Source organism: Streptomyces sp. NPDC046931, assembly GCF_040644655.1.
Lineage (GTDB): Bacteria > Actinomycetota > Actinomycetes > Streptomycetales > Streptomycetaceae > Streptomyces.
Map to the genome: position 1 here is coordinate 153,720 of NZ_JBEYWX010000012.1, position 25,110 is coordinate 178,829.

General features: G+C 72.7%; 21 protein-coding genes and 1 pseudogene. 4 read left to right on the plus strand and 18 right to left on the minus strand.

What is annotated here, in order from left to right; all coding sequences use genetic code 11:
• Positions 1–65 precede the first annotated feature (65 nt).
• From ABZ876_RS22000 to ABZ876_RS22060, 13 genes are all read right to left on the minus strand, one after another.
• Positions 66–1,406, minus strand: a complete 1,341-nt coding sequence (locus ABZ876_RS22000) for a VWA domain-containing protein (RefSeq protein ID WP_361783622.1) — start codon at positions 1,404–1,406, stop codon at positions 66–68.
• Between the two features lie 117 nt (positions 1,407–1,523).
• Positions 1,524–2,861, minus strand: a complete 1,338-nt coding sequence (locus tag ABZ876_RS22005) for a protein phosphatase 2C domain-containing protein (RefSeq protein ID WP_361783625.1) — start codon at positions 2,859–2,861, stop codon at positions 1,524–1,526.
• Positions 2,862–2,864: 3 nt separating this feature from the next.
• Positions 2,865–5,582, minus strand: coding sequence for a tetratricopeptide repeat protein (locus tag ABZ876_RS22010; RefSeq protein ID WP_361783628.1), 2,718 nt, complete (start codon positions 5,580–5,582; stop codon positions 2,865–2,867).
• Complete coding sequence (locus tag ABZ876_RS22015; RefSeq protein WP_361783631.1) at positions 5,579–6,895, minus strand: hypothetical protein; 1,317 nt, start codon at positions 6,893–6,895, stop codon at positions 5,579–5,581. Before ABZ876_RS22015 ends, ABZ876_RS22010 begins: the two co-directional genes overlap by 4 nt.
• Positions 6,896–6,980: 85 nt before the next feature.
• Positions 6,981–7,985, minus strand: coding sequence for a glutamate ABC transporter substrate-binding protein (locus ABZ876_RS22020; protein WP_361783634.1), 1,005 nt, complete (start codon positions 7,983–7,985; stop codon positions 6,981–6,983).
• 35 nt (positions 7,986–8,020) lie between these two features.
• Positions 8,021–9,379 carry a hypothetical protein gene (locus tag ABZ876_RS22025; protein ID WP_361783766.1) on the minus strand — a complete coding sequence of 453 codons (1,359 nt, stop codon included), beginning with the start codon at positions 9,377–9,379 and terminating at the stop codon, positions 8,021–8,023.
• Between the two features lie 315 nt (positions 9,380–9,694).
• Positions 9,695–10,690, minus strand: a complete 996-nt coding sequence (locus ABZ876_RS22030; protein ID WP_361783637.1) for a BadF/BadG/BcrA/BcrD ATPase family protein — start codon at positions 10,688–10,690, stop codon at positions 9,695–9,697.
• The gene (locus ABZ876_RS22035; RefSeq protein ID WP_361783640.1) at positions 10,681–11,946 is read right to left on the minus strand and encodes a 6-phospho-beta-glucosidase; all 1,266 of its coding nucleotides are present in this window, start codon (positions 11,944–11,946) and stop codon (positions 10,681–10,683) included. The genes ABZ876_RS22030 and ABZ876_RS22035 overlap by 10 nt, the downstream gene beginning before the upstream one ends.
• Positions 11,947–11,952: 6 nt before the next feature.
• The gene (locus tag ABZ876_RS22040) at positions 11,953–12,846 is read right to left on the minus strand and encodes a carbohydrate ABC transporter permease (protein WP_361783769.1); all 894 of its coding nucleotides are present in this window, start codon (positions 12,844–12,846) and stop codon (positions 11,953–11,955) included.
• A 2-nt stretch (positions 12,847–12,848) separates the two neighbouring features.
• Positions 12,849–13,790 (minus strand): sugar ABC transporter permease, encoded by a 942-nt coding sequence (locus tag ABZ876_RS22045; RefSeq protein WP_361783643.1) that lies wholly within the window; start codon positions 13,788–13,790, stop codon positions 12,849–12,851.
• 2 nt (positions 13,791–13,792) lie between these two features.
• Complete coding sequence (locus tag ABZ876_RS22050) at positions 13,793–15,130, minus strand: ABC transporter substrate-binding protein (RefSeq protein ID WP_361783646.1); 1,338 nt, start codon at positions 15,128–15,130, stop codon at positions 13,793–13,795.
• Between the two features lie 195 nt (positions 15,131–15,325).
• On the minus strand, positions 15,326–16,537 hold the full coding sequence (locus ABZ876_RS22055; protein ID WP_361783649.1) for an ROK family transcriptional regulator: 1,212 nt from the start codon (positions 16,535–16,537) through the stop codon (positions 15,326–15,328).
• A 380-nt stretch (positions 16,538–16,917) separates the two neighbouring features.
• Entirely contained in the window at positions 16,918–18,009 is a 1,092-nt protein-coding gene (locus ABZ876_RS22060; RefSeq protein ID WP_361783652.1) for a mechanosensitive ion channel family protein, read from the minus strand.
• 309 nt (positions 18,010–18,318) lie between these two features.
• On the opposite strand from ABZ876_RS22060, the gene ABZ876_RS22065 reads away from it, so the two are divergent.
• Positions 18,319–18,855, plus strand: coding sequence for an HNH endonuclease (locus ABZ876_RS22065; protein WP_234515622.1), 537 nt, complete (start codon positions 18,319–18,321; stop codon positions 18,853–18,855).
• 39 nt (positions 18,856–18,894) lie between these two features.
• On the opposite strand, the gene ABZ876_RS22070 is transcribed toward ABZ876_RS22065, so the two are convergent.
• The 4 genes and pseudogenes from ABZ876_RS22070 to ABZ876_RS22085 form a co-directional block, all read right to left on the minus strand.
• A complete protein-coding gene (locus tag ABZ876_RS22070) occupies positions 18,895–19,278 on the minus strand; it encodes a hypothetical protein (RefSeq protein WP_361783775.1) in 384 nt (127 codons plus the stop codon).
• Between the two features lie 13 nt (positions 19,279–19,291).
• Positions 19,292–19,726: pseudogene (locus tag ABZ876_RS22075) on the minus strand (ATP-binding cassette domain-containing protein); the annotation flags it as partial.
• 11 nt (positions 19,727–19,737) lie between these two features.
• Positions 19,738–20,712, minus strand: a complete 975-nt coding sequence (locus ABZ876_RS22080; protein ID WP_361783656.1) for a zf-HC2 domain-containing protein — start codon at positions 20,710–20,712, stop codon at positions 19,738–19,740.
• The gene (locus ABZ876_RS22085; protein WP_361783658.1) at positions 20,709–21,305 is read right to left on the minus strand and encodes an RNA polymerase sigma factor; all 597 of its coding nucleotides are present in this window, start codon (positions 21,303–21,305) and stop codon (positions 20,709–20,711) included. The genes ABZ876_RS22080 and ABZ876_RS22085 overlap by 4 nt, the downstream gene beginning before the upstream one ends.
• Before the next feature lie 262 nt (positions 21,306–21,567).
• Here ABZ876_RS22085 and ABZ876_RS22090 point away from each other — a divergent pair, with 262 nt between their 5' ends.
• Genes ABZ876_RS22090 through ABZ876_RS22100 form a run of 3 tightly spaced genes read left to right on the plus strand, consistent with a single transcriptional unit; the run spans position 21,568 to position 24,246 of the window.
• Complete coding sequence (locus tag ABZ876_RS22090; protein ID WP_361783661.1) at positions 21,568–21,855, plus strand: hypothetical protein; 288 nt, start codon at positions 21,568–21,570, stop codon at positions 21,853–21,855.
• Positions 21,856–23,958: a 4-alpha-glucanotransferase gene (malQ, locus tag ABZ876_RS22095; RefSeq protein WP_361783664.1), complete on the plus strand. Its 2,103-nt coding sequence runs from the start codon at positions 21,856–21,858 to the stop codon at positions 23,956–23,958.
• A 48-nt stretch (positions 23,959–24,006) separates the two neighbouring features.
• Entirely contained in the window at positions 24,007–24,246 is a 240-nt protein-coding gene (locus ABZ876_RS22100) for a hypothetical protein (RefSeq protein ID WP_361783667.1), read from the plus strand.
• A 258-nt stretch (positions 24,247–24,504) separates the two neighbouring features.
• Here ABZ876_RS22100 and ABZ876_RS22105 read toward each other — a convergent pair whose 3' ends face one another.
• Positions 24,505–25,077: a TetR family transcriptional regulator gene (locus ABZ876_RS22105; RefSeq protein WP_361783670.1), complete on the minus strand. Its 573-nt coding sequence runs from the start codon at positions 25,075–25,077 to the stop codon at positions 24,505–24,507.
• Positions 25,078–25,110: the final 33 nt, after the last annotated feature.

A 25,110-nucleotide genomic window follows, 5' to 3' on the forward strand; every position in this document is an offset into this window, starting at 1 on the left:
TCCCTGGGACCGGCGTGGTTCTCCAACCCCGGGGGGTCGGGCTCGCTGCTATCGGGCTTACCGGGTCACTTCTTTACACGAACAGTCTTTGTGGACCGTGTCTCGAGAGTCATCTCGTCGGCCTCCGCGACCTTCGTCTTCAGTCGCACAGTACCTGTCGCGGCGTCGACCACGTCCACCACCTTCGCAAGCAGTTTCGCAGTATCCGCGTTCCCCGAAGCGCTGGCGAGTTGAACCGCCCTGCCCAGCTTGGCCGTTGCGCCATCGATATCGCCCGCTTTGCGCAGGTCTATTCCCTGCTGAATGACTTGCGCCAGTTCGGCCTGCCCTGTGTAGTGGGCGACTTGCGGGTTGATCGACGTGGACGCCGTCATGTCGTCGGTCCACACGGCCCGTACGAGCCCCTGGGCCCCGAGGCTGTCCGCGCTGCCGTCGCTCCGCGGGATCACCAGGGACACACGTGCGGCCAGCATCTCCTGGCCGATGTTCGCGGCCGGGACCCGGACGCACACGTGGTAGTCGCGGGCCTCGTCGCCCCAGGAGCCCGTGGGGTAGTCCCCGGCGCGCGGGCCCGCCTCCGTGCGGCGGCCGGTCAGGTCCTCGACGGCGGGCGCCACCTGCTTGACGAACGCGATCTCCGTGCCCACGGGCGTCCACAGCCGCAGCGAGACATCCGCGACCTCCTTGCCCATGGCCGTCTCCATCATCCGCGTGAAGTCGGCGGCCAGGCCGGCCGGGTCGGCGACGATGTCGGCGGTGCCGAGCAGCGCCGACGCGATCCCGGTGACCTCCTTGACCTCCCAGTCGGTGCCCACTCCACGCGCGTCACAGGTGAAACGGCCGGCGCAGGTGTCCAGCGTGGCCTTCAGATCCCCCGGCGACTCGTGCTCGTTGCGGCCGTCGGTGAGCAGGATGCCGTGACGTATGGAGACGTCCGCCGAGGACAGCAGGCGGTCGGCCAGGCGCAGCCAGGTGCCGATGGCAGTGCCGCCGCCCGCGCCGAGCCTGCGCAGCGCCTGCTTGGCCTGGTCGCGGGTGGTCGCGTCGGCGACGGCGAGCCGCCCGCCGCCCGGATAGACCTCCTTGGCCACATGGGTGCCGCCGATCACCGCGAAGTGCACGCCGTCGCGCAGGGTGTCGATGGCCGCGGCCGTCGCGTCGCGCGCGTTGCGCATCTTGGTCTTCGGGTAGTCCATGGACCCCGAGCAGTCGACCATGATCGCCACAGCCGCGCTCGGGCCCTGCTCCGCCGCGTACGCACGGGGTGCCGCGCCCGGTGCCGTGCCGCCGCCGGTCGCCGTCACCGTCACGATGGCGTTGACCTCGCGGCCGCCTTCGGGCAGGTACTCGTTCTGGTAGACGTCCACCGAGAACTGCGGCACGTTCGACTTCGAGAAATTGGCCATGCCTACTCTGATCCCCCTCGAGGACCCCACCGGCGTGGGGTGATGACTGGTTGCGGACCGGTCCCCTCCGGTCCTGGGGCCGGTCCCCGCCGGCCATGGGCGTGTCCGGGACGCCCGTCAGGCGGATCCTGCCCTCTGTGGCACGGCCGGGAACGGGACCACCGCCACTGTTACGTTGTCGTGGCCACCGCCGTCCAGGGCGTGGCCCAGCAGCACCCGGGCGGCGTGCAGCGGCCGGTGCTCCGCGTCGGCCGGTACCACCTCGGCCATCTCCTCGGCGGCCTCGGCGTAGTTCCACAGACCGTCCGTGCACACCACCACCACACCCGGCCGGTCCGGCTTGAAGCAGGCGGTGTGCGGCTCGAGTTCGTACGCGTCCGCGCCGAGCCAGCCCGTGATCGCGTGGGCGCGCTCGTCGGCGTACGCCTCGGCCTCGCTCATCAGGCCCGCGGCGACCATCTGCGCGGCCCACGAGTCGTCCTCGGTGAGCCGGGCCGGGGGAGCGGCGCGGTCCACGGGGACCCAGTAGGCGCGGCTGTCACCGACCCAGCCGACGACGAGCAGGCTCGCGGTGACCACGGCGCTGACCAGGGTGCAGGCGGGCGCGTTCTGGTGCGGGGTGTGCTCCTGGGCCGTTTCCGGTTCCGTGGCCAGCGCGTTGACGGCGTGCGAGGCGGCGACGATCGCGTCGTGCATGGCCTGCTGGGGGTGGGTGCCCCGCGGCAGGGCCGCGAGGAGCGCCTCGTTCGCGGTCTGGGCGGCGGCCAGCGAGGCGTCGTCGGGGCGGGTCGCCGAGGACACGCCGTCGCAGACGACCGCGATGACCGCGGGTGAGCCGTCGGGCAGCGCGGTCCGGGAGAGCGCGAACGCGTCCTCGTTGCGGTGGTGGCGCAGACCGCGGTCGCTGACCGCGGCGACCGAGCCCAGCTCCTGCTCCATGTGGTCCCGTTCGCGTGGCTGGGCGTGTCCGCAGTGCTCGCAGTAGCCGTCGCTGTCCACGGTGCCGGCGCGGCAGGCCACGCACACTTTCGGATCGGCGGCGGGGGCCGCGAGGGCCGCGGTGCGCGGGTCGGCCGGCTGGGGCGCCGCGAGGGCGTAGTCGTCCGGCTCCGACGGCCGGTCGAACCGTACGCCCCGGGAGCCGCCCTGGGCCTGGTCCGACGCGGGGAGGTGCGCATCGCCCGAGTCGGTGCCCGGGAGGTCCGTGGGAAGGTGCACCGAGGCGGGAACGTCCGGGCCGCCCGGCGGCGGAGCGGCGGGCCAGTCCACCGGGGCGGCCTCCGAGGCCGGGTGCGGCACGATGCCGTTCATGGTCAGGGTGGGGGTGTCCGACGGAGGGGCGGGAACCACCGACAGGTCGTACCCGCAGGCGCCGCAGTAGCGGTCGCCCGACTCGAGGGGCTCCTCACAACTGGGGCACCTCGAAAGGGCCGTCGGCTGGGGCATCTGCGACATCGATCACACCCACGTCCGGGGGCGGTAACGGTTGGCACGTTCCACCAGGTCGATCCTCTCCTCGCCGCCCTGCGCGAGCCTGGCCAGCGTGCGGTACGAGCGCTCCAGGCCGAAGCGGAGGCCGCGCTCGTCGAGATCACTGCCGAGCAGCGCCCGCCCGCCCGCCGCGGACGGCGCGGCTCCCTGGCTACCGGAGAGTACCCAGTCCAGGGCACAGCCGAGGACCTCTGTGGACAACTGCTCACGGCGCACGGCGTCCAGGCCGTACGCCTCCAGCGCCTGGACCTGTCCCGCGGCGGCCACGAGGTCGTCCAGGAAGGCCGGGTCGGGTCCTTGGTTCGTACGCTGCCGCAGCCGCGCCCGTACGGCGGCGACTCGGGCCGCGGTGTAGTGGATGGACGCCTCCGGCACGGACTCCAGCGTGTGGACGGCGCCCCGGCGGTCGCCGGCCGCGAACTGGACGCGGGCCAGGCCGAACGCCGAGCTGACGTAGCTGGGATCGGTGGTCCAGACGAGCCCGTAGTAGTCGGCCGCGTTGTCGAGCTGGCCGAGGACCTCCGCGCACAGGCCGAGGGCCAGCTTGGGCGAGGGCTCGCCGGGGAAGGCGTCGTAGACGGCCTCGAAGGACAGCGCCGCGGCCTCGTGGTCGCCGGTGACGAGCGCGGTGACACCGCGGTACCAGACGACCCGCCAGTCGTCCGGGTGGTCCGCCTCCAGGGCCGCGAGTGCGTGCCCGGCGCTGTCCGTCTCGCCCATCTCCAGGCGGGCCCGCAGCTCGCGCAGCCGCAGTTCCGGTGAGGCCGCCGGAGCTGCGTGCAGCGCGGCGATCAGCTCCGTGGGGGCGGAGGTCATGAGACCGGCGAGAAAACCGGCGTTGGGGTCGTCGGGGTCCACGTGCGGCACCGGCAGGGCGAGCGCGGCGGCGGCGGTGTCGACCGCCTTCACGACGGCCGGCGACCCGGGCTGCCGGACGCCGGAGGCGCCGACGGCTCTGCCGCTCGCCACCATGGCTCCGCCGCCCCTTGCCCCGGCCGCTCCCGGGCCGAGGACGGGGGCACGGAAACCGGAAGCCGGACCAACGGCCGGGGAGGACGGGGAAGCCGGGGATGCCGGGGACGCCGGGGAAGACAGGAAAGGCGAGGGCGCGGAGACGGCGGCGGACGGCACCGCGGCGGAGGCCGGTGCCGCGGACGCACCCCCGGACCCCGCGGTCCCGCCGCGTCGTGCCGGCACCACCCTCGCCCCGAGCCGCGAGACGTCCCCGTCCACCCGCGGGAACAACTCCGTGTCCGTCACCCTGACTTCCGGTCCGAACAACGTCGACAGGGCGGGGCGGGGCCGGCCCGTCTGGAGGGCGACGACCTCCCGCAGCACCCCGGTCAGCTGTTCCGACATCTCCTGCGCCGAGGCGAACCGGCGGGCGGGGTCGGGGTCGGTGGCGCGGACCAGCAGCCGGTAGAAGGACTCGTACCGGCGGAAGACCTCGACGGTGTCCGGGTCCGGAAGCGAGTCCGCGTGGACGGTGGTGTAGCCCGGGAAGTCGAAGGTGAGCACCGCGAGGGTGCGCGCGACCGTGTAGAGGTCGCTGGCCACCGACGGGCCGACCTCCGCGACCTCGGGGGCCTGGTAGCCCACCGTGCCGTAGATGGCCGACTCGTCGTCGTCCATCCTGCGCACCGCGCCCATGTCGATCAGCTTGAACCGGTCCTCGGTCTGGATCGCGTTGTCGACCTTGAAGTCGCAGTAGAGGAGGTTGCGGCTGTGCAGATGCCCGAGCGCCTCCAGCGCCTCGATGCCGTAGGCGCACGCCTGCTCCACCGGCAGCGGATCACGTCGTCCGTCCGGGGTGCGCCGCCCGTTGGCGATCTCCTTCAGCGACTTGCCGCCCACGTACTCCATGACGATGTAGCCGTCGAGGGAGCCGGTGCGCTGGTCGAGATGCTCCACGAAGTTGTAGATGCGCACGATGTTGGAGTGCTCGATCTCCGCGAGGAACCGCCGCTCGGAGATCGCCGCGGCCATCGCGTCCTGGTCGCCGGTGTCCAGCAGGCCCTTGAGGACGACCCACCGGTCGGACACCGCGCGGTCCACCGCCAGGTAGATCCAGCCGAGCCCGCCGTGCGCGAGGCAGCCCACGACCTCGTACTGGCCGTGCACGATGTCCCCGGCGTGCAGCTTCGGCACGAACGAGTACGGGTGGCCGCACTTCGTGCAGAAACCCTCCGTGCGCCCCGGGCGGTCGCCGCGGGCGCGCCCCACCGGGGCGCCGCAGTCGGAGCGCGAGCAGAACCGCTTGCGCTCGGGCACCTCGGGGTTCTCCAGCACCATCGCCCGGGGATCGGGCCGCGGCACGTCCGGCACCTGCACCAGGCCCAGGCCGAGCCGGCTGCGACCGGAACTCCCGGCCGTCGAACCGGAGCTGCGGACCGACACCGACCGGCCGGCGGAGCCGCCCGTCAGCCGCCCCGACACCGAGCGCCGGGACTGCGACGACCGGGACGAGCGGGACGACGTACGGGAACTGGGCCGCGAGGCGCCGCTGCCCGAGTCCCCGGAGCCCCTGCCGCCCGTGGTCACGCCCGGGCCCGCCGGGCCGGCCGCCCCCTTGGCCGAGACGACCGGCGCCAGACCGCACGTGTCGCAGTACAGTTCGCCGCCGCCCATGTCCTCGTACGCGCCCTCGCAGCCGGGCCGCTGGCACGTCTGCCCCGCCTGACTCATGCTTCCCCCCTCCGGTCGGCCGGTTCGCCCTGCCGGGGCACGCGCAGCAGTTCCGCGGCCGCCTGCTGGTAGCGCAGCACCGCCTGCTCGGCGACCCGCAGGTCGCAGGGCGCGCTCCACAGCATGCGGCGGGCCGCGTCGTAGCGTTCGATCAGCAGCGGGTCCTCCGCGAGCCCGTGCCGGGCGACCTTCGCCTTGTACGCGTCGAGGCGGCCGCGCAGTTCGGCGCGGACCGCGAGCGGCGCGGTGACCGCCGTCAACGACTCCCTGGCGCGCAGCAGTTCGTCCTCCGCCCGCTGCTCCAGGGACTCCAGGAGCGGTGAGAGACGGTGCCACTGGGCGTGTCTGCGGTACTCGGCGGCCGTCGCCAACTGCTCCTGGAGCGCGGTCGGCGGGCCGCTGACCACGGGTACCTCCGAGGCGGCGATTTTCGCAAGGACCTCACCGCGGGCGCTGCGCGCCTCCGCGAGCGTGCGGTCCGCGCGGCTGAGCAGGTCACGCAGCTTGACCAGTCGCGCCTCGGCATCCTGACGAACCGTCAGAACAGCGTCGATCTCCCGGCGCACGTCCTCCAGGGCACGCGCCTCACGGTCGTAGGTCGCGGTGTCCGGCCGGCCGCCGCCGGGCGCCGAACTGCCCTGCGCCGGGACCCAGTACGCCAGCGGGTCGGAGATCACCTGTTCGCGCAGTTTCGTGAGCGTGCGCGTGATCCGTTCCAGGTCGTCCCCCGCCGGGTGCTCGCCGGGGCGCACACCGACGGAGTGCGCGAGCCGGCTGGTGCGTTGCAGCTCCGCGGCCAGTAAATCGATCCGCGCGGGCAGCGCCGACCACACCGCGTCGGCGGCGACGACCATGTCGAGCGAGGAGGCGTACAGCTCGTTCATCCGTTCCACCAGCTCGGCCAGCGAGAACTGCTCGCTCAGCCTGCCGGTGCCCGCGATCGTCGGCGCGTGCGCCGTCGCCGTGGCGCCGCCCGCGACGGTCACGCTCGCGCCGCGCAGCAGCTCGGTCAGCTCGGCCAGGTCCTCGCGGCTGGACCAGCGCCGCCGTGCGCGGATGTCGCGCGCGGTGCGCAGCGTGTTCGTGTAGGCGTCGAAGTACGCCCACAGCAAGGTGATCGACGCCTCCGCCGACGTCCAGCGCTCCTTGGTGACACCGGTCAGCTCGGCACCTTCGAGGAGTCTGCGGCCCGCGTGGTCCTGGAGGGCGAGAAGCGAGGTTTCTATGGCCTCGTGTTCCGCGCCGAGCCGCGCCAGCGCACGGTCCACCTCGTCCCGGTCCATCACCGGCCCGGTGGGTCCCGTGACGCCCATCGATCACCTCTCGCTCTCGTCGTGCCCGCGCGTGGGTCCGGTGCGCCGGGTCAACTCTCCAGTGGTACCAGGTCGGTTGCGTCGGTCAGGAGGCCGGCGGTCGCGACGACGCCGAGCCGGGTCCCAGCGTCGGGGACAGCCACTTGGTGTACGAGGCCTGCCATCCGCTTCCGAGATAGTCCACCAGCACCTGGTTGACCCGCCGCACCAGGTCCTCGGCGTTTTTGTTCATCGCCACTCCGTAGTACTCGGTCGTGAAGGGCTTCCCCTTGAGTTCGACGGTCGGGTCCTGGGCCGCCTGGCTCGCGGCCAGCGCGCCGTCGGTGACGACCGCGTCGACCTCGCCCAGCTGGAGTTCGACCAGGCAGTCGAGCTGGTTGGGGACCGTGGTGGAGATGTCGGCGGACGCGGCGAGCCTGCCGGACTTCTTGTCCTCGGCCAGCCTGGTGTTGGCCGTGGAGCCCTCCGCGGAGCAGATCCTCTTGCCGGCGAGGGACTTGTCGTAGCCCGTGATACCGGACGCCTTCGGCGCCAGGACCTGCTGTCCGGTGACGAAGTACGGGGCGGAGAAGGCGACTTCGTCCAGCCGGTCACAGGTGATCGTCATGGTGCGCACCACCATGTCCACCTGCCCGCTCTTGATGGCGGGGATGCGCTGGTTGGTGGGAATGGCGTGGAAGCGGACGGCGTTCGGGTCGCCGATGATGCGGCGTGCGATCTCGCGGGCGAGATCGATGTCGAAGCCCTCCAGGTCGCCGCCCCGGGTGTTGGGGTCGCGGTAGCCCCAGCGGTAGCTGTTCTGGTCGACACCCACCGACAGGTATCCGCGTTTCTTGATCTCGCGGACCTTCGGGCCGCTCTCGTCACCGGACGGCGGCGGGCTCTTGCGCTCCGGGTGCCCGCCGCAGTCGTCCGCCTTGGCCTGGGTGGCCTCGGCGAGGCCCTGGCCGCCGAGGCCCGGGGAGCCGTCCCGGCTCGCGCGGGCGAGCGGCAGGGACAGCGTGAACACCAGGGCGAGGGCGCAGGCGAGGACCATCGAGCCCACACCGCCCCAGCCCCTCAGGCTTGCCCTCAGGCGACGTCCGATCATCGCCGCTCCCCCTCTCACCGGTCCTTGGAACGCTGTCACCGGTACTCCGAAAGCCTGCGCCCGATGCCCAGCACCGCGCCTGCCGCACCCAGTACCGCGAGGACCGCCGAGCCCAGCGGGAGTCCGCTCATCGCGTTCCGGCCGCCGCCCGCCGCCTGCTCGAACCGGCTCTCCTCATGGTCCAGCGCCTTCGCCAGATTCGCGTCCACGCTGTCGAAGCACTCGCCCGTCGGCTGGTCCGCCTTCGATCCGACGACCTTGTTCAGGGCCGCCTGGTAGTTGCCGTCGTCGTCGGCGGCCCGTGCCTGGTCGTGGCGCTGCTGCCAGACCTTCATACTGCCGGCGGCGGCCGTGACGGGCCGGCCGCCCGCCTGGTCGTCGGCGAGGGACCCGGCCTCGGCGAGACGGGCGGAGAGCGCCTTCATATCCTGCGCGTACGCGTAGTCGTAGGCGTCCAGGACCCTGCCGTTGGCCAGCTTCCTGGTCTCGGCGCCACGGCTGACCAGCGTCAGGTTCTCGTTGCCGCGTGCGTTCAGGGAGGCGATACGCGCGTCGTGCAGCACGTTCAGCGAGCGGACGCCGTGCTCGTAGGAGGAGCTCAGCCCGGCGCGCGCGACGCTGTGGCCGACCACCAGCCACAGCAGGGCGATCGTGCAGGCGGCGCTGGCGGCGACCAGGCCCTGGTTCAGCACGCGGTTGGTGCGCAGGAAGTGGCGCCGCTGGGCCCAGCCGAGGGCGGCCAGCGCGAGCACGCCGAGGACGATGGCGAACCAGGGGTACGGGGTCGCGTCCGCGTAGTCGGAGCGCAGCCGCTGGTTCTCCTTGGTGTACAGGTCCTGTGCGGCGGGCAGCATCTGCTGCTGCATCACCTCGTTCGCCGCCCGCAGATACGCCCCGCCCACCGGGAAGCCCTGCCGGTTGTTGGCGCGGGCCCGCTCGACGAGGCCCTTGTACCGCGGGAGCAGCTTGTTGAGCTTGGCGATGGTGTCGGCGGCGGGGGAGCCGGGCTCGGCGCCGGCGGCCGCCGTGACCAGCCCCGCGGCGGCGGTCTCGATGTCCCTCTCGTACCGCCTGGTGGTCGCGGTCGGCTCCTGACCGCCCGCCAGGAAGCCGCTGGAGGCCGTGGTGTTGGCATCCGCGAGGGAGCGGTAGATGTCGGCGGCCCCGGCACTCAGCGGCTGGCTGCTGTGCAGCACGTCGTCGGCGGCGTGGGAGCGGTCGGTCATCTGCCAGGCGGTGACGGCGCCGAAGGCGACGACGAGCACGGCGAGGACGGCACCGATGACACGCAGCCGGCCGGGCTCGGTGGTCGCGGTGGCCCGCAGCCGGTCCGCGCCCTCGGCGAAGGCCGTGCGGCGCGGCGCCGGAACCCCGGCCGGTGTGGCGGGCGGCATCGCGGGCGCCCCCGGTGGCGCGCCGGCCTGCTGCGGATGTGTCACTTGACCTCCCCCACGGTCATCCGTCGGTCACCTCCGCCCGGTGCGCGGGAGCGGACGCAGGTGCACGGCGGCAAGTATCGCCGTCGGAACCGGCATCCGAACAGGTCTTTATACGATCTTGTTTCCTGATCGCAGTGTTTGTGCGGAACGCCGGGCTCGCGGGCCCCCGTCGGACCACCCCTGCCCATGAATACGCCACGTGCGGGTGTTCGGTTCCCCGGGGTGCGCTCGCGCCGCCACCGCCTACGCCCCCTTCGCCCCCAGCTCCCCTCAAGCCACTTGAGCCCCTTGCGCCCCTGCTTCGTAGTATCCCCGCACCCGCACATGCGCCTCCCGGGAAGCCCCTGCACGGTCCAGGCCGAGGAGGGCGGCGCCGAGCACCGGACGGACCGTGACGACCTGGGGGACCGCCTTGGGGGCACGGGCCGCCAGCAGTTCCCTCACCCGGTCGTCGAGCTGGGGATGGCGGGCGGTCAGGACGCTGCCGCCGAGCAGAACCGGCGCCTCCTCGTCGAGGAGGTCCAGCCGGGTCAGCGCGACCGTGGCCATCGTGACCACCTCCTCCGCGAGCCGGTCGACGAGCGCGCGGGCCACCGGGTCGCCGTCCCGGGCCGTGGCGAACACCACCGGTGTCAGCTCGTGACGCCGCCCGTGCGCGATGTGCTCCAGGTGCAGCGCCTCGATCAGCGCGTACATGGAGCCGAGCCCGAAGTGCCCGGGCAGGGTGCGGGCCAGAGCCGTGGGGCCGCCCCGCCCGTCCTCCGCGCGCGCCGCCCACCACAGAGCCTCCTCCGCCAGCCCCCAGCCGCCGCCCCAGTCGCCGGAGATCCGGCCGATCGCGGGGAAGCGCGCGGTACGCCCGTCGGGACGCATGCCGACGCAGTTGATGCCCGCGCCGCACACGACCGCCACCCCCCGGGGCTCGGCGACGCCGGCCCGCAGGATGGCGAAGGTGTCGTTGCGCACCTCGACGGTCGTGCCCCAGGCGCGCGCGTCCAGCGCGGCCGCCAGCCGCTCCTCCTCCACGGGCAGGTCGGCGTTGGCGAGACAGGCCGAGACATGGCCGGCCGAGGTGACCCCGGCCTGCGCGAAGGCTCGCGACACGGCGTCGGCCAGCACGTTCACGGCCGTCTCCACACCCACGGCCGGAGGCCGGAACCCCCCGCCGCGCGCGGTGCCGAGCACCTCTCCGTCGGCGGCCACGACGGCCACGTCGGTCTTGCTGTTGCCCGCGTCGATGGCGAGGACGCTTGCGGTCAGGCCCACGTGAGGTGCTCCCGGTTGTGCGCGATCAGCCGGTCGGTGAGGGTGTCGGCGTAGGCGTACTGGCCGATCAGGGGGTGGGCGAGCAACGCCCGGAACACCCGGTCCCGGCCCCCGCGCAGCGCGGCCTCGAGGGCCAGCTCCTCGTAGGCGGTCACGTTCGCCATCAACCCCGCGTACAGCGGGTCCACCGCGGGCACCGGCAGCGGGGCCGGCCCCTGCGGCCCGACGGCCGCCTGCACCTCGATCACCGCGTCGTCCGGCAGGAAGGGCAGGATGCCCTTGTTGTAGGTGTTCACCACCTGGTACGGCGAACCCCCGCCGCCCAGCAGGGACGCGGCGAGGTCCACGGCCGCCTCCGAGTAGTAGGCGCCGCCCCGCTCGGCCAGCAGCGCCGGCTTCTCGTCGAGCGAGGGGTCCGCGTACATCCGCAGCAGCTCCCGCTCCATGGCGGCCACCTCCGCGGCCCGGGACGGCTTGGTGCGCAGCTCTCGTACGACCTCGTCGTGCGCGTAGTAGTAGCGCAGGTAGTACGACGGGACCACGCCGGCGCGGTCGACGAGGGAGCGCGGCAGACGCAGGTCGCCGGCGATGGTGTCGCCGTGCTCGGCGAGGAGCTTGGGCAGCACGTTCTCGCCCTCGGGGCCGCCGAGACGCACACCTGTCTCCCAGGTGAGGTGGTTGAGCCCCACATGATCGAGGTGGACATCGGCGGGGACGACGCCGAGCAGGGCGGCGAACTTCCGCTGGAAGCCGATCGCCACGTTGCACAGTCCGACCGCCCGGTGGCCCTCCTGGAGGAGGGCACGGGTGACGATGCCCACCGGGTTGGTGAAGTCGATGATCCAGGCCCCGGGGTTGGTGCGGCGGACGCGTTCGGCGATGTCGAGGGCCACCGGCACCGTGCGCAGCGCCTTGGCCAGGCCGCCCGCGCCGGTCGTCTCCTGGCCGACGCAGCCGCACTCCAGGGGCCAGGTCTCGTCCTGCTCCCGCGCGGCCTGACCGCCGACGCGCAGCTGGAGCAGCACGGCGTCGGCGCCCTCGACGCCCGCGTCCAGGTCGTCCGTCGTCACGATCCGTCCGGGGTGCCCCTGCCGGGCGAAGATGCGCCGGGCCAGGCCGCCCACCAGCTCGAGCCGTTCGGCGGCCGGGTCGACGAGGACCAGCTCCTCGACGGGCAGGGTGTCCCTCAGCCGGGCGAATCCGTCGATGAGTTCGGGTGTGTAGGTCGAGCCTCCGCCGACCACGGTGAGTTTCATTCGGTGCTAGCCCTTCACTCCGGTGAGCGTGACGCCCTCGACGAACGCCTTCTGGGCGAAGAAGAACACGAGGATCACGGGGGCCATGACCAGCACGGTTGCGGCCATGGTGAGGTTCCAGTCGGTGTGGTGCGCGCCCTTGAACGACTCCAGGCCGTAACTGAGCGTCCATGCGGCCGGGTTCTCCGAGGCGTAGATCTGCGGGCCGAAGTAGTCGTTCCAGGCGTAGAAGAACTGGAAGAGCGCGACGGCGGCGATGCCCGGCCGTGCCATGGGCAGGACGACCCTCAGCAGGGTGCGCAGTTCTCCGGAGCCGTCGACCTTCGCCGCGTCCAGGTACTCGTTCGGGATGGTCATCAGGAACTGGCGCAGCAGGAAGATGGAGAACGCGTCGCCGAACGCCATGGGGATGATCAGCGGCCACAGTGTGCCCGACAGGCCCAGCTGCTTGGCCCAGAACAGATACATCGGGATGACGATCACCTGAGGCGGCAGCATCATCATCGAGATCACCAGCATCAGGGACAGATTGCGGCCCCGGAAGCGGAACTTGGCGAGGGCGTAGGCGACCGGGATCGACGACACGACGGTGAGGACGGTGCCCAGGCCCGCGTAGATCAGCGTGTTCTTCCACCAGGTGAGGAAGCCGGGGGTGTCGAAGACCTTCCGGTAGTTGCCCCACTCCCAGGTGTGCGGGATCAGGTCGCGGCTGAGTGCCTGGCTGTCGCTCATCAGCGAGGTCAGGAACACGAACACGAAGGGCAGCGTGAAGAAGAGGGCGGCGGCCACGCCGAGGGAGTGGACCGCGATCCACTCCAGCAGCGCCCTGCGGCGGGCGGTGCGCGCGGCGGGAGAGGCGGCCTCCCTCAGCTCCACGGGTTTGTCGAGTACTTGGGTCATCATCAGTCACCAGCCAGGTTGAGGCCGCCCCGGCGCCGCATCAGGAACGCGGTGAACACCATCGACAGGGCGAAGAGCACCAGCGCGACCACACAGGCGGAGCCGTAGTCGAAGCGCTGGAAGCCGAGGTTGTAGACGAGCTGGGGCAGGGTGAGCGTGGACTTGTCGGGGTAGCCCGGCTCGAACTGCGTACCGGCGCCCTGGATGACGCCCGAGGCGACCTTCCCCGCGATCAGTGGCTGCGTGTAGTACTGCATCGTCTGGATCACGCCGGTGACCACGGCGAACATCACGATCGGCGAGATGTTCGGCAGGGTGACGTAGCGGAAGCGCTGCCACGCCGACGCGCCGTCCAGTCCGGCCGCCTCGTACTGCTCCTTCGGCACGTCCAGCAGCGCGGCCATGAAGAGCACCATCAGGTCGCCGATACCCCACAGGGCGAGCAGGGTGAGGCCGGGCTTGGACCAGTCGGGGTCGTTGAACCAGCCCGGCGCCGGAATGCCGATGCCGTCGAGGATCGAGTCGACCGGTCCGGTACCGGGGTTGAGGAGGAAGGCGAAGGCCATGGTGGCGGCCACGGGAGGGGCGAGGTAGGGGAGGTAGAAGAGGGTGCGGAAGACTCCCGTACCCGTCTTGATCTTGGTGATGAGCAGGCCCACGCCGAGTCCGAAGACGACCCGAAGGCTGACCGCGACGACGACGAGCCACAGGGTGTTGCGCAGCGCCGGCCAGAACAGGGGGTAGTCCCGGAAGACGTACACCCAGTTCCTCGTCCCGCTCCACGTCGGCGGCCGGAAGCCGTCGTAGTGCATGAAGGAGAAGTAGACCGTCGAGATCAGCGGATACGCGAAGAAGACCGCGAAGCCGATCAGCCAGGGCGACATGAAGGCGGCCGTGCGCAGGGCCGCCCGGCGGCGTTTGGACGCGAGGGTGAGGGTGCTCATCGTCACTTCGCCTGCGCGATGTCCGTGTCGATCTGCCGGGCCGTGCTCGCCAGGCCCGCCTTGAGGTCCTTGGTCTTGCCGCTCTCGTAGTCGTAGCCGAACTGCTGGATGGTCACGAGGTACTGGCCGCCGTTGATCGACGCGGGGGTCGTGGTCGAGTCCGGGTTCGCCGCGATGTCCAGGAACGTCTTGAAGCGGGGGTCGTACTTCAGCTTGGGGGACTTCAGCGCGGCCAGGGTGGAGGGCACGTTGTGGATGTCGTTGGCGAAGCCGACCACTGCGTCCGTGTCGGTGGTCATGTACTTCACCAGCTCCCAGGCCGCGTTCTGCTTCTTGCTGGTGGCGGCGATGCCGGCGATGGTGCCGGTGATGTAGCCCTTGCCGTACCGGGGCGCCTGGTCGTCGGGCACGGGCAGCGGGGCCACCCCGATCTCGAAGGCGGGCTTGGCGTCCTGGGCCATGCCCAGGCGCCACTCGCCGTCGAGCTGCATGGCGACCTGACCGGTGTGGAAGGGGTGCTTGGGGCCCCATTCGTCACCGAGCTCGGAGCGGTACTTCTCCAGTTTCCGGAAGCCGCCCAGTTCGTCCACGAGCTTCTTCTGGAGGGTGAAACCGGCCACGAAGGCGGGGTCCTTGGCGAGGTTCGACTTGCCGCTGGAGTCGAAGTACGTGGGAGAGAACTGCGCGAAGTAGTGCTCGGTGGTCGTCTCCCAGCCGTGGTAGTCCGGCATGAATCCGAGCTGCTTGTAGCCGTCGCCGTCGGGGATCGTCAGCTTCTTGGCGTCGGCCTCGAACTCGGACCAGGTCCTGGGCGGGCCCGCGATGCCCGCCTTCTTGAAGGCGGTCTTGTTGTAGTAGAGCCCGTAGGCGTCGCCCAGCAGCGGCACCGTGCAGCGGTTGCCGTCGAACCGGGTGTACTCGTTCATCGCCTTCGGGAAGGTCGTGGCGGGGTCGATGCCCGACTTCTCGAAGAAGGGATCCAGGTCCACCAGGGCCCCGGACGAGCAGAACTTGCCCACGTTGTTGGTGGTGAAGGACGAGATCACGTCCGGCGCCTTGTCGCCGCCTGTGCGCAGCGCCTGGTTGATCTTGTCGTCGGTCACGTTGCCGACGATGTTGACGTGGATGTTGGGGTGGGCCTTCTCGAAGCCGTCGATCAGCGACTTCACTCCCTTCACCTCGTTCGGCGCGCTCCAGGCATGCCAGAAGTTGATCGTCGTCTCCTTGGAGGCGTCATCGGTCGCGCCGGAGTCCGACTGGCCGGTACAGGCGGTGGCCAGCAGCGCTATGGAGGCGGAGGCGGCGAGAACAAGAGCCGTTTTTCGGGATACTTCGGGCATCTTTGGGTCTCCCTGGGGCGGGCGGGGCGGTGAGGGAAAGGGTGTGGCGCGAGGAGCCGGCTGTTGGAGGGTCGGCTACGAGGGGTCAGCGCGAGGGATCAGCGCGAGAGGTCGGCTGTTGGAGGGTCGGCTACGAGGGGTCAGCGCGAGGGATCAGCGCGAGAGGTCGGCTGTTGGAGGGTCGGCTACGAGGGGTCAGCGCGAGGTGTCGAAAACCTCGTCGCGGGTGGTCGCGAGCGCGCTCTCCAAGGCGCCGCGCAGCACGGGGTGTTCGCGTACGTCGCCGAGGACGAGGCGCGGCCGGGAAGCGGCCAGCTCCTCCAGTTCGGCCTGGAGCAGGGCCCGCAGCGGCTCGCCTCCGGCGGTGAGCGAGGCGCCGCTGAGGACGACGAGTTCGGGGTCGAGCATGGAGACGAGGGCGGCGAGACCCGTGGCGAGCCGGGTCGCGTACGTCTGAAGGAGGCGCCTGAGGGGGCCCGAGGCGCTGTCGGCGCCCTGGGCGACGAGGGTGGCGGCGACCTCGGCGTACGGGCCGGAGGGGACGTCCTCGACGCCGAGTTCGCGGGCCAGCCCCGGGAGGGCCTGGGAGCCGGCCAGCTGCTGGTAGCCGCCGCTGTTGGCCCGGGTCACCTGGCGGACCAGGGGTGCGCCGGGCACCGGCAGGAAGCCGACCTCCCCGGCGCCGCCGGTCCAGCCGCGGTGCAGCCGTCCGCCCAGTACGAGGGCGGCGCCGAGACCGCCCTCGTTCCACAGCAGGACGAAGTCGTCGTGCCCCCTGGCCGCGCCCAGCCGCTGCTCGGCGAGGGCGACGAGGTTGACGTCGTTCTCGTACTCGACGGGCATCGGGAGGGCGGCGGCGAGTTCCTCGAGCAGTGTGGGGGAGTGCCAGCCGGGCAGATGGGAGGCGTAACGGAGGCGGCCGGTGGTGGGGTCGAAGGCGCCGGGCGTGCCGATCACGACGCGGTGCACGTCGCCGAGGGCGAGCCCGGCGGCCTTCACCGCGCCGCCGAGGGCGTCGGTGACCTGCCGGGCGACGGGCTGCGCCGGGCGGCGGCCGGGGGTGGGCAGCTCGAACTCGCCGACTGTTCTGCCGGTCACGTCGACGACGGCGGCGAGGATGCGCTCCGGGGTGACGTCGAGGCCGGCGACGTGGGCGGCGGCCGGGTTCACCACGTACAGCTGGGCGTTCGGGCCCGGGCGGCCCTCGCTCGTGCCGGTCATCAGGACGAGCCCGGCGGCTTCGAGGCGGGCGAGCAGCTGGGAGGCGGTGGGCTTCGACAGGCCGGTGAGCTTGCCGATGCGGGTACGGCTGAGCGGACCGTGCTCCAGGAGGAGGTCGAGGGCGGCGCGGTCGTTCATGGCGCGCAGCACGCGTGGGGTGCCCGGCGTACCGGCGGATCCTGCCATGTGTGTCGCCACCTGCCCTTCAGCCCTTTCAACGGCCCAGCTTCGCAGCGGGGTCGCCGGGAAGTCCACCAGCCATTGTTAGGAAAGTTTCCTATCGGTGAGAGGAAGGTAGGCCGGTGCCGCGACGGCGTCAATGCCGGCTGCGGGCGGCAACCAAGTCGTTACCTGCCCGGCCGCCGGCTTCGGTCAGCCCTCCAGGAAGGGGGCGGTGTCCAGGGTGGGGTAGGGGGCGGGCAGGGGGAGGGGGTGGCCCAAGGCGACCTTGACCTCCACGGTGTAGCGGGCCTTCGCGGAGTCGTCGTTCACGGGCACCGGATCCCGTGCACGCCAAAAGGCGGCCTCCGGACACTCCGGAGGCCGCCTTTTGGCGTGCACGGCCGTTACCTCGCCGGGGGCCGCACCGACGGGATCGGGGACGCCGCCTCCGACTGGGGCGAGGCGGTGTTCGCGTATGCCGAGGGAGGCGCCGTCGCGGCCGCCGGATCGGCCGGCTCCTCCTCCACCGCGGCCGTGGCGCCGCCGACGATGCGGATGTGCGCCTCGTCGAACGCCCGCTTGACGCGCCAGCGCAGCTCGCGCTCCACCGCCAGCGCCTTGCCCGGCATCGTCTTCGCCGAGACGCGGACCACCATCGAGTCCAGCAGCACACTGTCCAGGCCGAGCATCTCGATCGGACCCCACAGCAGCTCGCTCCAGGGCTCGTCCTTGCTCATGCGCTCGGCCACCTGGTCGAGGGTCGCCTTCACCCGGTCCAGGTTCTCGCTCGCGCGGACGGTCACGTCCACCCCGGCCACCGCCCAGCCCTGCGAGAGGTTGCCGATGCGCTTGACCTCGCCGTTGCGCACGTACCAGATCTCGCCGCCGTCGCCGCGCAGCTTCGTCACGCGCAGGCCGACCTCGATCACCTCTCCGGAGGCCACGCCCGCGTCGATGACGTCGCCGACGCCGTACTGGTCCTCCAGGATCATGAACACGCCGGACAGAAAGTCCGTCACCAGGTTGCGGGCGCCGAAACCGATCGCCACGCCCGCCACACCGGCGGAGGCGAGCAGCGGCGCCAGATTGATGTGGAAGGTGGACAGCACCATCAGTGCCGCCGTGCCCATGATCAGGAACGACGCCACCGAACGCAGCACCGAGCCGATCGCCTGCGAGCGCTGCCTGCGGCGCTCCGCGTTCACCAGCAGACCGCCGAGCGCCGTGCCGTCCACCGCCTGGACCGTGCGGCCCATACGGTCGATCAGCTTGGTGATCGCCCGCCGCACCACCACCCTGAGCACCGCCGCGACCACCAGGACCAGCACGATCTGGAGGCCGATCGCAAGCCACGTGGACCAGTTCTGCTCGACCCAGCTTGCGGCGTTCGTCGCGCTCTGCTGGGCGTCCTGGAGCGAGGGAACCGCCGGATCCGTCGTCTGCGAAGGCGACGGGGACGGCGCGGCGCCGACGGCCGACAGGGCGGGCAAGGACACGGCAGGTACCTCCAGGTGCGGTGAAGCCTCTGACTCCGGTTTCCGTGGCCGAGGTCACGGAAAGGTCACCGGACGGCAGGAGCACCACACTAACGGGGCATCGTGTGGGGATCCGGCCGATGCCCCGAGGAGAGACCGTGCTCACCTGGAGAAGTAAGGGGCCGCTCAACGGGGGATGCTCTGGGTGTGGTCGAAAACACTCCCAGCCCGTTACCGGGACATGGTGGCGCTTCCACCAGGCATGAGGGGAGACTGGCTACACATCGTCCCGGCGCGAGCCACGCGTCGCCGGCGTACAAGGAGGCATCCGTGCCGCACGTCCTGGTCCTCAATGCGTCGTACGAGCCACTCGGCGTCGTACCGCTCCGCCGCGCGCTCGTCCTCGTCCTCGAGAACAAGGCCGTATGCCTCGAGGAGTCCGGCGCCTACATGCACAGCGCGACCGTCACCGTCCCCGCGCCCAGCGTGGTCCGGCTGAAGCGATTCGTGCGGGTTCCCTACCGGGGGCCCGTTCCTCTTACCCGGCGTGCGCTCTTCGCGCGCGACGGCGGCCGGTGCATGTACTGCGGTGGCGTCGCAACCAGCGTCGACCACGTCATTCCGCGCAGCCGCGGTGGTCAGCACGTCTGGGACAACGTGGTGGCGTCCTGCCGCCGCTGCAACCACGTCAAGGCCGACCGGCATCTCTTCGAGATCGGCTGGCGGCTGCGTCACAAGCCCGCCCCACCCACCGGTCTGGCCTGGCGCATCATCGGCACCGGGCATAGGGACCCGCGCTGGCTGCCCTACCTGCAGCCGTACGGCGCGGACGACGCCCTGGCCCGGATCGACGGCATCTCCGCCTGACGGTCCGGGCCTTCGCGTTCCCCGAGCGGGCCGCGCGCCTCAGGCGCGGGGCCCCTCCGGGCGCGCCCCGCGCACGGCGTACAGGGCACCCTCCGCCAGGAAGGCGGTGAGGGCGGCGGCCCATGCTCCGGGCTGCGCGCCCGGTTGCACCGGCCAGGCCCACACCGTGACCGCGCGCCCGTGCGCCCCCGCGGAGGCCAGGTACACCGCGCTGACGTACCCGAACGCGGGCAGCCAGCTCAGCCGGGCGCCCAGCAGGACGGCGGCGGCCGCCGTGGCACCGGTGCAGCCCAGCGTGTTGCGGATCATGGCCGGGGGGCCGAACACCTCCGGGTGCCCGAGCACGGCCGTCGACAGCAGCACCGCCGCGAGCGCGGTCAGGCCCCCGAGCCAGGCCAGGCGCCGCGGCCACCACGGGCGCACGGCCGTGCGGTCCGGCCTGCGCGATGCCGACGCGACGGATCATGCCGCCGGACAGCGTCCTGACCTTCGCGTCGATACGGTCGGCGAGGCCCACCCGCGCCACGGCCCGTTCCACGGCGGCCGCGGTGACGGCGGCGGGCATCTCCTTCAGCCAGGCGACGTAGGCGACGAACTCGCGCACGCTGAACCCGGGGTAGTAGCCGAACTCCTGCGGGAGATAGCCCAGACGGCGCCGGACCGCACCGCGCCGCCGGTGGTCGGCGATGTCCTCGCCGATGATCTCCACCCGGCCACCGGCCGGTTCGGCGACCGTGGCCAGGACGCGGATCAGTGACGTCTTGCCCGCGCCGTTCGGGCCCAGCAGGCCGTGCACGCCCGGCCCGAAGGCGAGATCGATCCCGTCCAGGGCGACGGCGGTCCTGCGGTGCCGTACCCGCAGGCCGGTCACACGTATCGTGCTCAACGCTTCTCCCCTCGGGCCCCAAGCCCTTCCAGACGGTCGTAGACGGTTCGGCGCACGGCCAGCAGCGCGGCGCACAGTGCGGCCGCCCCGGCCCAGCAGCCCTGCGCCGGGGCGCCGTCGAGGCAGCGGGCGAGCTGCTCGGCCAGCCGTGTGGCCGGCGCCCCGTCGGAGGCGGCCAGCGCCGGGAGCAGTACGGCGCACAGCCAGCCGCCGCCCGTCACCGCCGCCGCGGCACGGCAGCCGACGTAGCCGGCCAGGGCCAGCGTGGCCAGCGTCAGCGCGAGCCCGGGCAGCAGCCAGGCGGCCGCGCCCGGCGCACCGGAGGCGGGCAGCAGCAGTCCGGCGAGTGTGAGCAGCGGCAGGCTGACGGCCAGGACGGCGGCCGTGCGCGTGAGCAGCAGCCGCAGCCCGCCGGAGGGGGTGGCCGCCGCGATCTCGTGCAGCGGGTCGGCGTGCACGCCGTACGAGAGGGCGACCCCGGCGACGGGCGCGACGGGCGCGACGGCGAGCAGCAGCGGCCGCGCCCCGTCGAACCCGGTCCCGTACGCCAGCGCCACCGCCCCGGCCGCCACGAGCAGCACGGCCGGCAGCCAGGCCCCGCGGACGGCCGGGCCGGCGGCCCACAGGGCACGGGCGAGACGGGGGCCGCCCACGGGCAGCGCAGCCCGGGACGACCACCGGCGCGCGCCGGCCACACGCGGAGCACGGGCCGGTGCCGCACCCGGCGCGGCCCCTGCGGCCGGCCACGGGCGGGCGTGGGCGCTCCGCGGCGCGGGCGCCGCGTCCAGTACGGCCTCCCGGACCTCCGACAGGACCGTGCCCGCCGCCGTCTCCCGGATCGCCCGCGACACACGCGCCGCGCAACCGGCGCACGTCTCCAGGTGCTTCTCGAGGGACCACGCGTCCGTCTCCGGCAGCGAGCCGTCCGCGTAGCGGACGACGAGGTCCCCGGGTGCGTGCCAGCCGGTCATGCCGGGCCTCCCATCGGAGCGGGGCTCAACTGGGCCAGTGCCGCGCGCAGTTCGGCGCGCGCCCGCATGGCGCGGGTCTTGACCGTGCCCTCGGGTATGCCGAGCAGGTGGGCGGTCTCCCGGGTGGTCAGCCCGTCGACGACGGTGGCGCGCAGCACCTCGCGCAGCTCGGGGGAGATCCGGTCCAGCGCGGCACCCACCTCGCCGAACTCCAGCCCCGCCAGCACGCGTTCCTCCGCGGACGGCAGGGCCGCGGCCGGCTCCCGCTCGACCCGCGCCGTGTCCATCGGAGCCGTCTCGATCCGGGCCGCCCGCTCCTGGGCCCGCCGCGCGTCCACCAGACGCCGCGCGGCGATGGTCCACAACCAGCCCCCGGCCTCCTTGCCGGAGTGCGCTCCCGCCGAGCGCCACACCGTCACAAAGGTGTCCTGGAGCACCTCCCGCCCCACCTCGGGGTCGGCGCAGCGGCGCGTGAGCCGCGCGTGCAGCCATCCCGCGTGCCGGTCGTACAGCGTGGCCATCGCCGCCGCGTCCCCGTGCGCCACGGCCCGCAGCAGCGCCGCGTCCGTGTCGTCCTTCCCGTGCCCCCTCATGGGGCGGAACCGTCTCACACCCCGTCTATCGCTCAGCCGGGCGCCGCGGGTTCACGCCGGCGGTGCCGAGCGGGCCCCAAACAGGTGGCCGTCGCGTGCCCCTTCGGTGGACGCGCCGTGCCCGGGAGCGTGCGCGCAGCCCGTGCAACCCGGTACGGTCTGTGACAAACCGCACGTTGTCCGTCCTCGTACGTCTGCGGGCGCGCCCGCTGGGTAGGCCAGTTCTCACCCGCATCCGTCGTACGACGACTAGGAGGCCCCCGTGGCCGTACCGGTACACCCCCCGCTCCCGGCCCTGTCCAAACGCGACTCCACCCGCGACTCCACGCGCGACTTCGAACGGAACTCCCCGCGCACCGCCGGGCCGTCCGCCGACCCCGACGCCCTGCTGTGCGTCCTCAGCGCGGAGGGCGCCTGCGCCGAGCTGCCGCTGACCAGCGAACCGCCGCTGCTCGACGCCGAACCGCTCACCAGCGAACCCCCCCTCGCCGACGCCACGCCGCTGACCAGCGAGCCCTCGGCCGCCGGCCCGGACCCCACGGGGTTCTAGATGACGACGGCCGCCCCCGGGCGCGACGCGACGCCGCTGGCGCGGCTCGCCGCGCTGCACGGCGTCGCCACCTCCTACCGGCCGTCCCCGGACCGTACGGCCAGGGCGTCGGACTCCGCGGTCACCGCCGCCCTGGCGGCTCTCGGCGTCGACGCGAGCACCCCGGACGCAGTACGCCACGCCCTCTCCGCACGCGAGGGCGAACTGCGGGAACGGCTGCTGCCGCCGACGGTGGTCGGCTGGGGCGGACGCCCGCCCGCCGCCCTCGCCCACCTCCCGGAAGGCACCCGCCTCAGGATCGAGACCGAGCAGGGTCAGACGCGCGCCTCGGCCGGGCAGCTCCCGCCCGGCGTCCATGCCCTGCACGCGACCGCGCCCGACGGACGCACCGCCGAGGCCCACCTCGTCGCCGCGCCCGCCCGGCTGCCCGCGCCGCCCGGACGTTCCCACGGACTGCTCGTCCAGCTGTACTCCCTGCTCTCCCGCCGCTCGTGGGGCATGGGCGATCTCGGCGACCTCGCCGAGCTGACCGCCTGGGCGGGCCGGACGCTCGGCGCCGGTTTCGTGCAGGTCAACCCGTTGCATGCGGCCGTGCCCGGCGCGCCCACCGACCCGTCCCCCTACCGCCCCTCCTCGCGCCGCCACCCGGACCCCGTGCATCTGCGTATCGAGGACGTCCCCGAGTACCCCCACGTCGAGGACCAGGCCCGCCTGCGGGCGCTGCTGGAGCGCGCCGCGCGGCTGCGGGAGTGCGTCCTCGGCAAGGGCGCACTGATCGACCGCGACGCCGTGTGGGACCTCAAGCGCGAGGCGCTCGAACTCGTGCACGCCGTGCCCCTGGGACCGGGGCGGCGCGCCGCGTACGCCGACTTCCTCGCCGACGGGGGCGAGGCGCTGGAGGACTACGCCACCTGGTGCGCGCTCGCCGAGGTGTACGGCTCCGACTGGCACGCGTGGCCCTCGCGGCTGCGGGATCCGCGCTCGCCGGAGACGGCCCGCGCCCGGGCCGAGCTGATGGACCGCGTCGGCTTCCACACCTGGCTCGCCTGGCTGACCGACGCCCAGCTCGCCACCGCCCAGCGCGCCGCGCGGGACGCCGGGATGACCGTGGGACTCATCCACGACCTGGCCGTGGGCGTACACCCGGGCGGCGCCGACGCCTGGGCGCAGCAGGAGTACCTCGCGGCCGGCATCTCGGTGGGCGCCCCGCCGGACGCCTTCAATCCGCGCGGCCAGGACTGGGGTCTGCCGCCCTGGCGCCCCGACCGTCTCGCCGCCTCCGGCTACGCCCCCTACCGCCTGCTCCTGCGCGCCCTCTTCCGGCACGCGGGAGCCCTGCGCATCGACCATGTCATGGGCCTGTTCCGGCTGTGGTGGGTGCCGCAGGGGCAGCCGCCCACGGAGGGCACCTACGTCCGGTACGACGCCGAGGCCATGCTCGGCGTGCTGGTCCTGGAGGCCGCTCGCGCGGGGGCACTGGTCATCGGGGAGGACCTTGGGACGGTGGAGCCGGGCGTACGGGAGGCGCTGCACGAGCGAGGGGTGCTCGGCACGTCCGTCCTGTGGTTCGAACGGGACTGGGAGGGCTCCGGGCAGCCGCTGCCGCCCGAGCGCTGGCGGGCCGACTGCCTGGCCACCGCCACCACCCACGATCTGCCGCCGACCGCGGCCCGGCTCACCGGCGACCATGTGGAACTCCGCGACCGACTCGGCCTGCTGACCCGCCCCCTGGACCAGGAACGCGCCGAAGCGGCCGCCGACGCCCGCGAATGGCTCGCCCTGCTGACCCGGCTCGGGCTGCTGACGGGCGCGGGCGGCGGGGGCCCGACGGCCTCGGAGGAGCTCGAGGTCCAGGCCGTCCACCGCTTCCTGCTGCGCACCCCCGCCCGGCTGATCGGGGTCTGGCTCCCGGACGCGGTGGGCGACCGCCGTCCGCAGAACCTGCCGGGCACCTGGGACGAGTACCCGAACTGGCGGCTGCCGACAGCGGACGCGGACGGACGCCCGACGACCCTGGAGGACCTGGCGGCCTCACCGCGGCTGCACGCGCTGATGGACGTGGTCCGGGGCAGGGACGTCGCACCCGGCTCCGAAGCCTCCTAGCGGACCCCCGGGCGCGCGGCGTGTTCCGGCGTTCGCTACTTTTGCACCGTGGACAAGAAGAACGCCCTGCGCGCCGGCGCCCTGGCCGCCGGTACGACGCTGATGATGCTGCTCATGTCGTCCCCCGCGCTCGCGCTGTCGCGCGACGACGGCGACGACCCCGGCAAGGGCCTGAACGTGGCCGAAACGCTGGGGCTCTTCGTCGCGGCGCCGATCGTGCTGTACCTGGTCATCGCGGGTCTCATCATGGTCACCGACAAGACCCGCAAGCAGGCCGAACAGGGCTGACGTCGCTTCGGGCGGCCACCGGGGGCCCGACCCGGGGTCCGACGGCCGTCCCGCCTTTTCGCACATCTCGTCGAGGGAGTCCGCACACCGGCCCGGTGCGCGGACTCCCTCGACGTGTGTGCCGCTCCCGCCGTGCGTGTCCCTGCGGACGTTTCCGTACGGATGTTTCCGTACGCATGTTCCCGGATTTTCCCGGCTGTTCCCGGAGGTTCCCGGACGCTTTCGTGCGGGCGCTTCCCCGCGGGTGTCCGGGTGTCCCTACGGATGCGGCGCCGTGAGATAGCGCTGCACCGTGGGGGCCAGCCAGGCCACGACCTCCTCGCGGGCCAGCGCGACGGTCGGCGGGAACTTGAGCACATACCGCGCGAGGGCCATCCCGAGCACCTGTGACGCGATGAGCCCGGCACGGGCCGGCGCCTGCTCGGGGTCGGGGCAGACCTGCCGGGCGACCGGCAGCAGCTGCTCCCGGAAGATGCCCTGGAGCCGCTCGGCGCCCGCGGAGTTGGTGACCCCGACGCGCAGCATCGCCGTGAGTGCGTCGAGGTTCTCCTCCCAGAGGGTCAGGAAGTGGCCCACCAGCACCTCGCCCACGTCGTGGCGCCGCACCCGCCGAGGGTCGGGCAGGCGCAGATCGACGTCGAGGACGGCGTCGAAGAGCCCCTCCTTGGAGCCGTAGTAGCGCATCACCATGGACGGATCGATCCGTGCGTCCCTGGCGATCGCGCGGATCGTCGCGCGTTCGTAGCCGTCGGAGGCGAAGCGCTCCCGGGCGGCGGCGAGGATCGCCGTGCGGGTGGCGTCGGAGCGGCGGGGCGGTGGTTTCTCGGCCATGCCAACAAACGTAGGCCAACGAGCGTTGACACG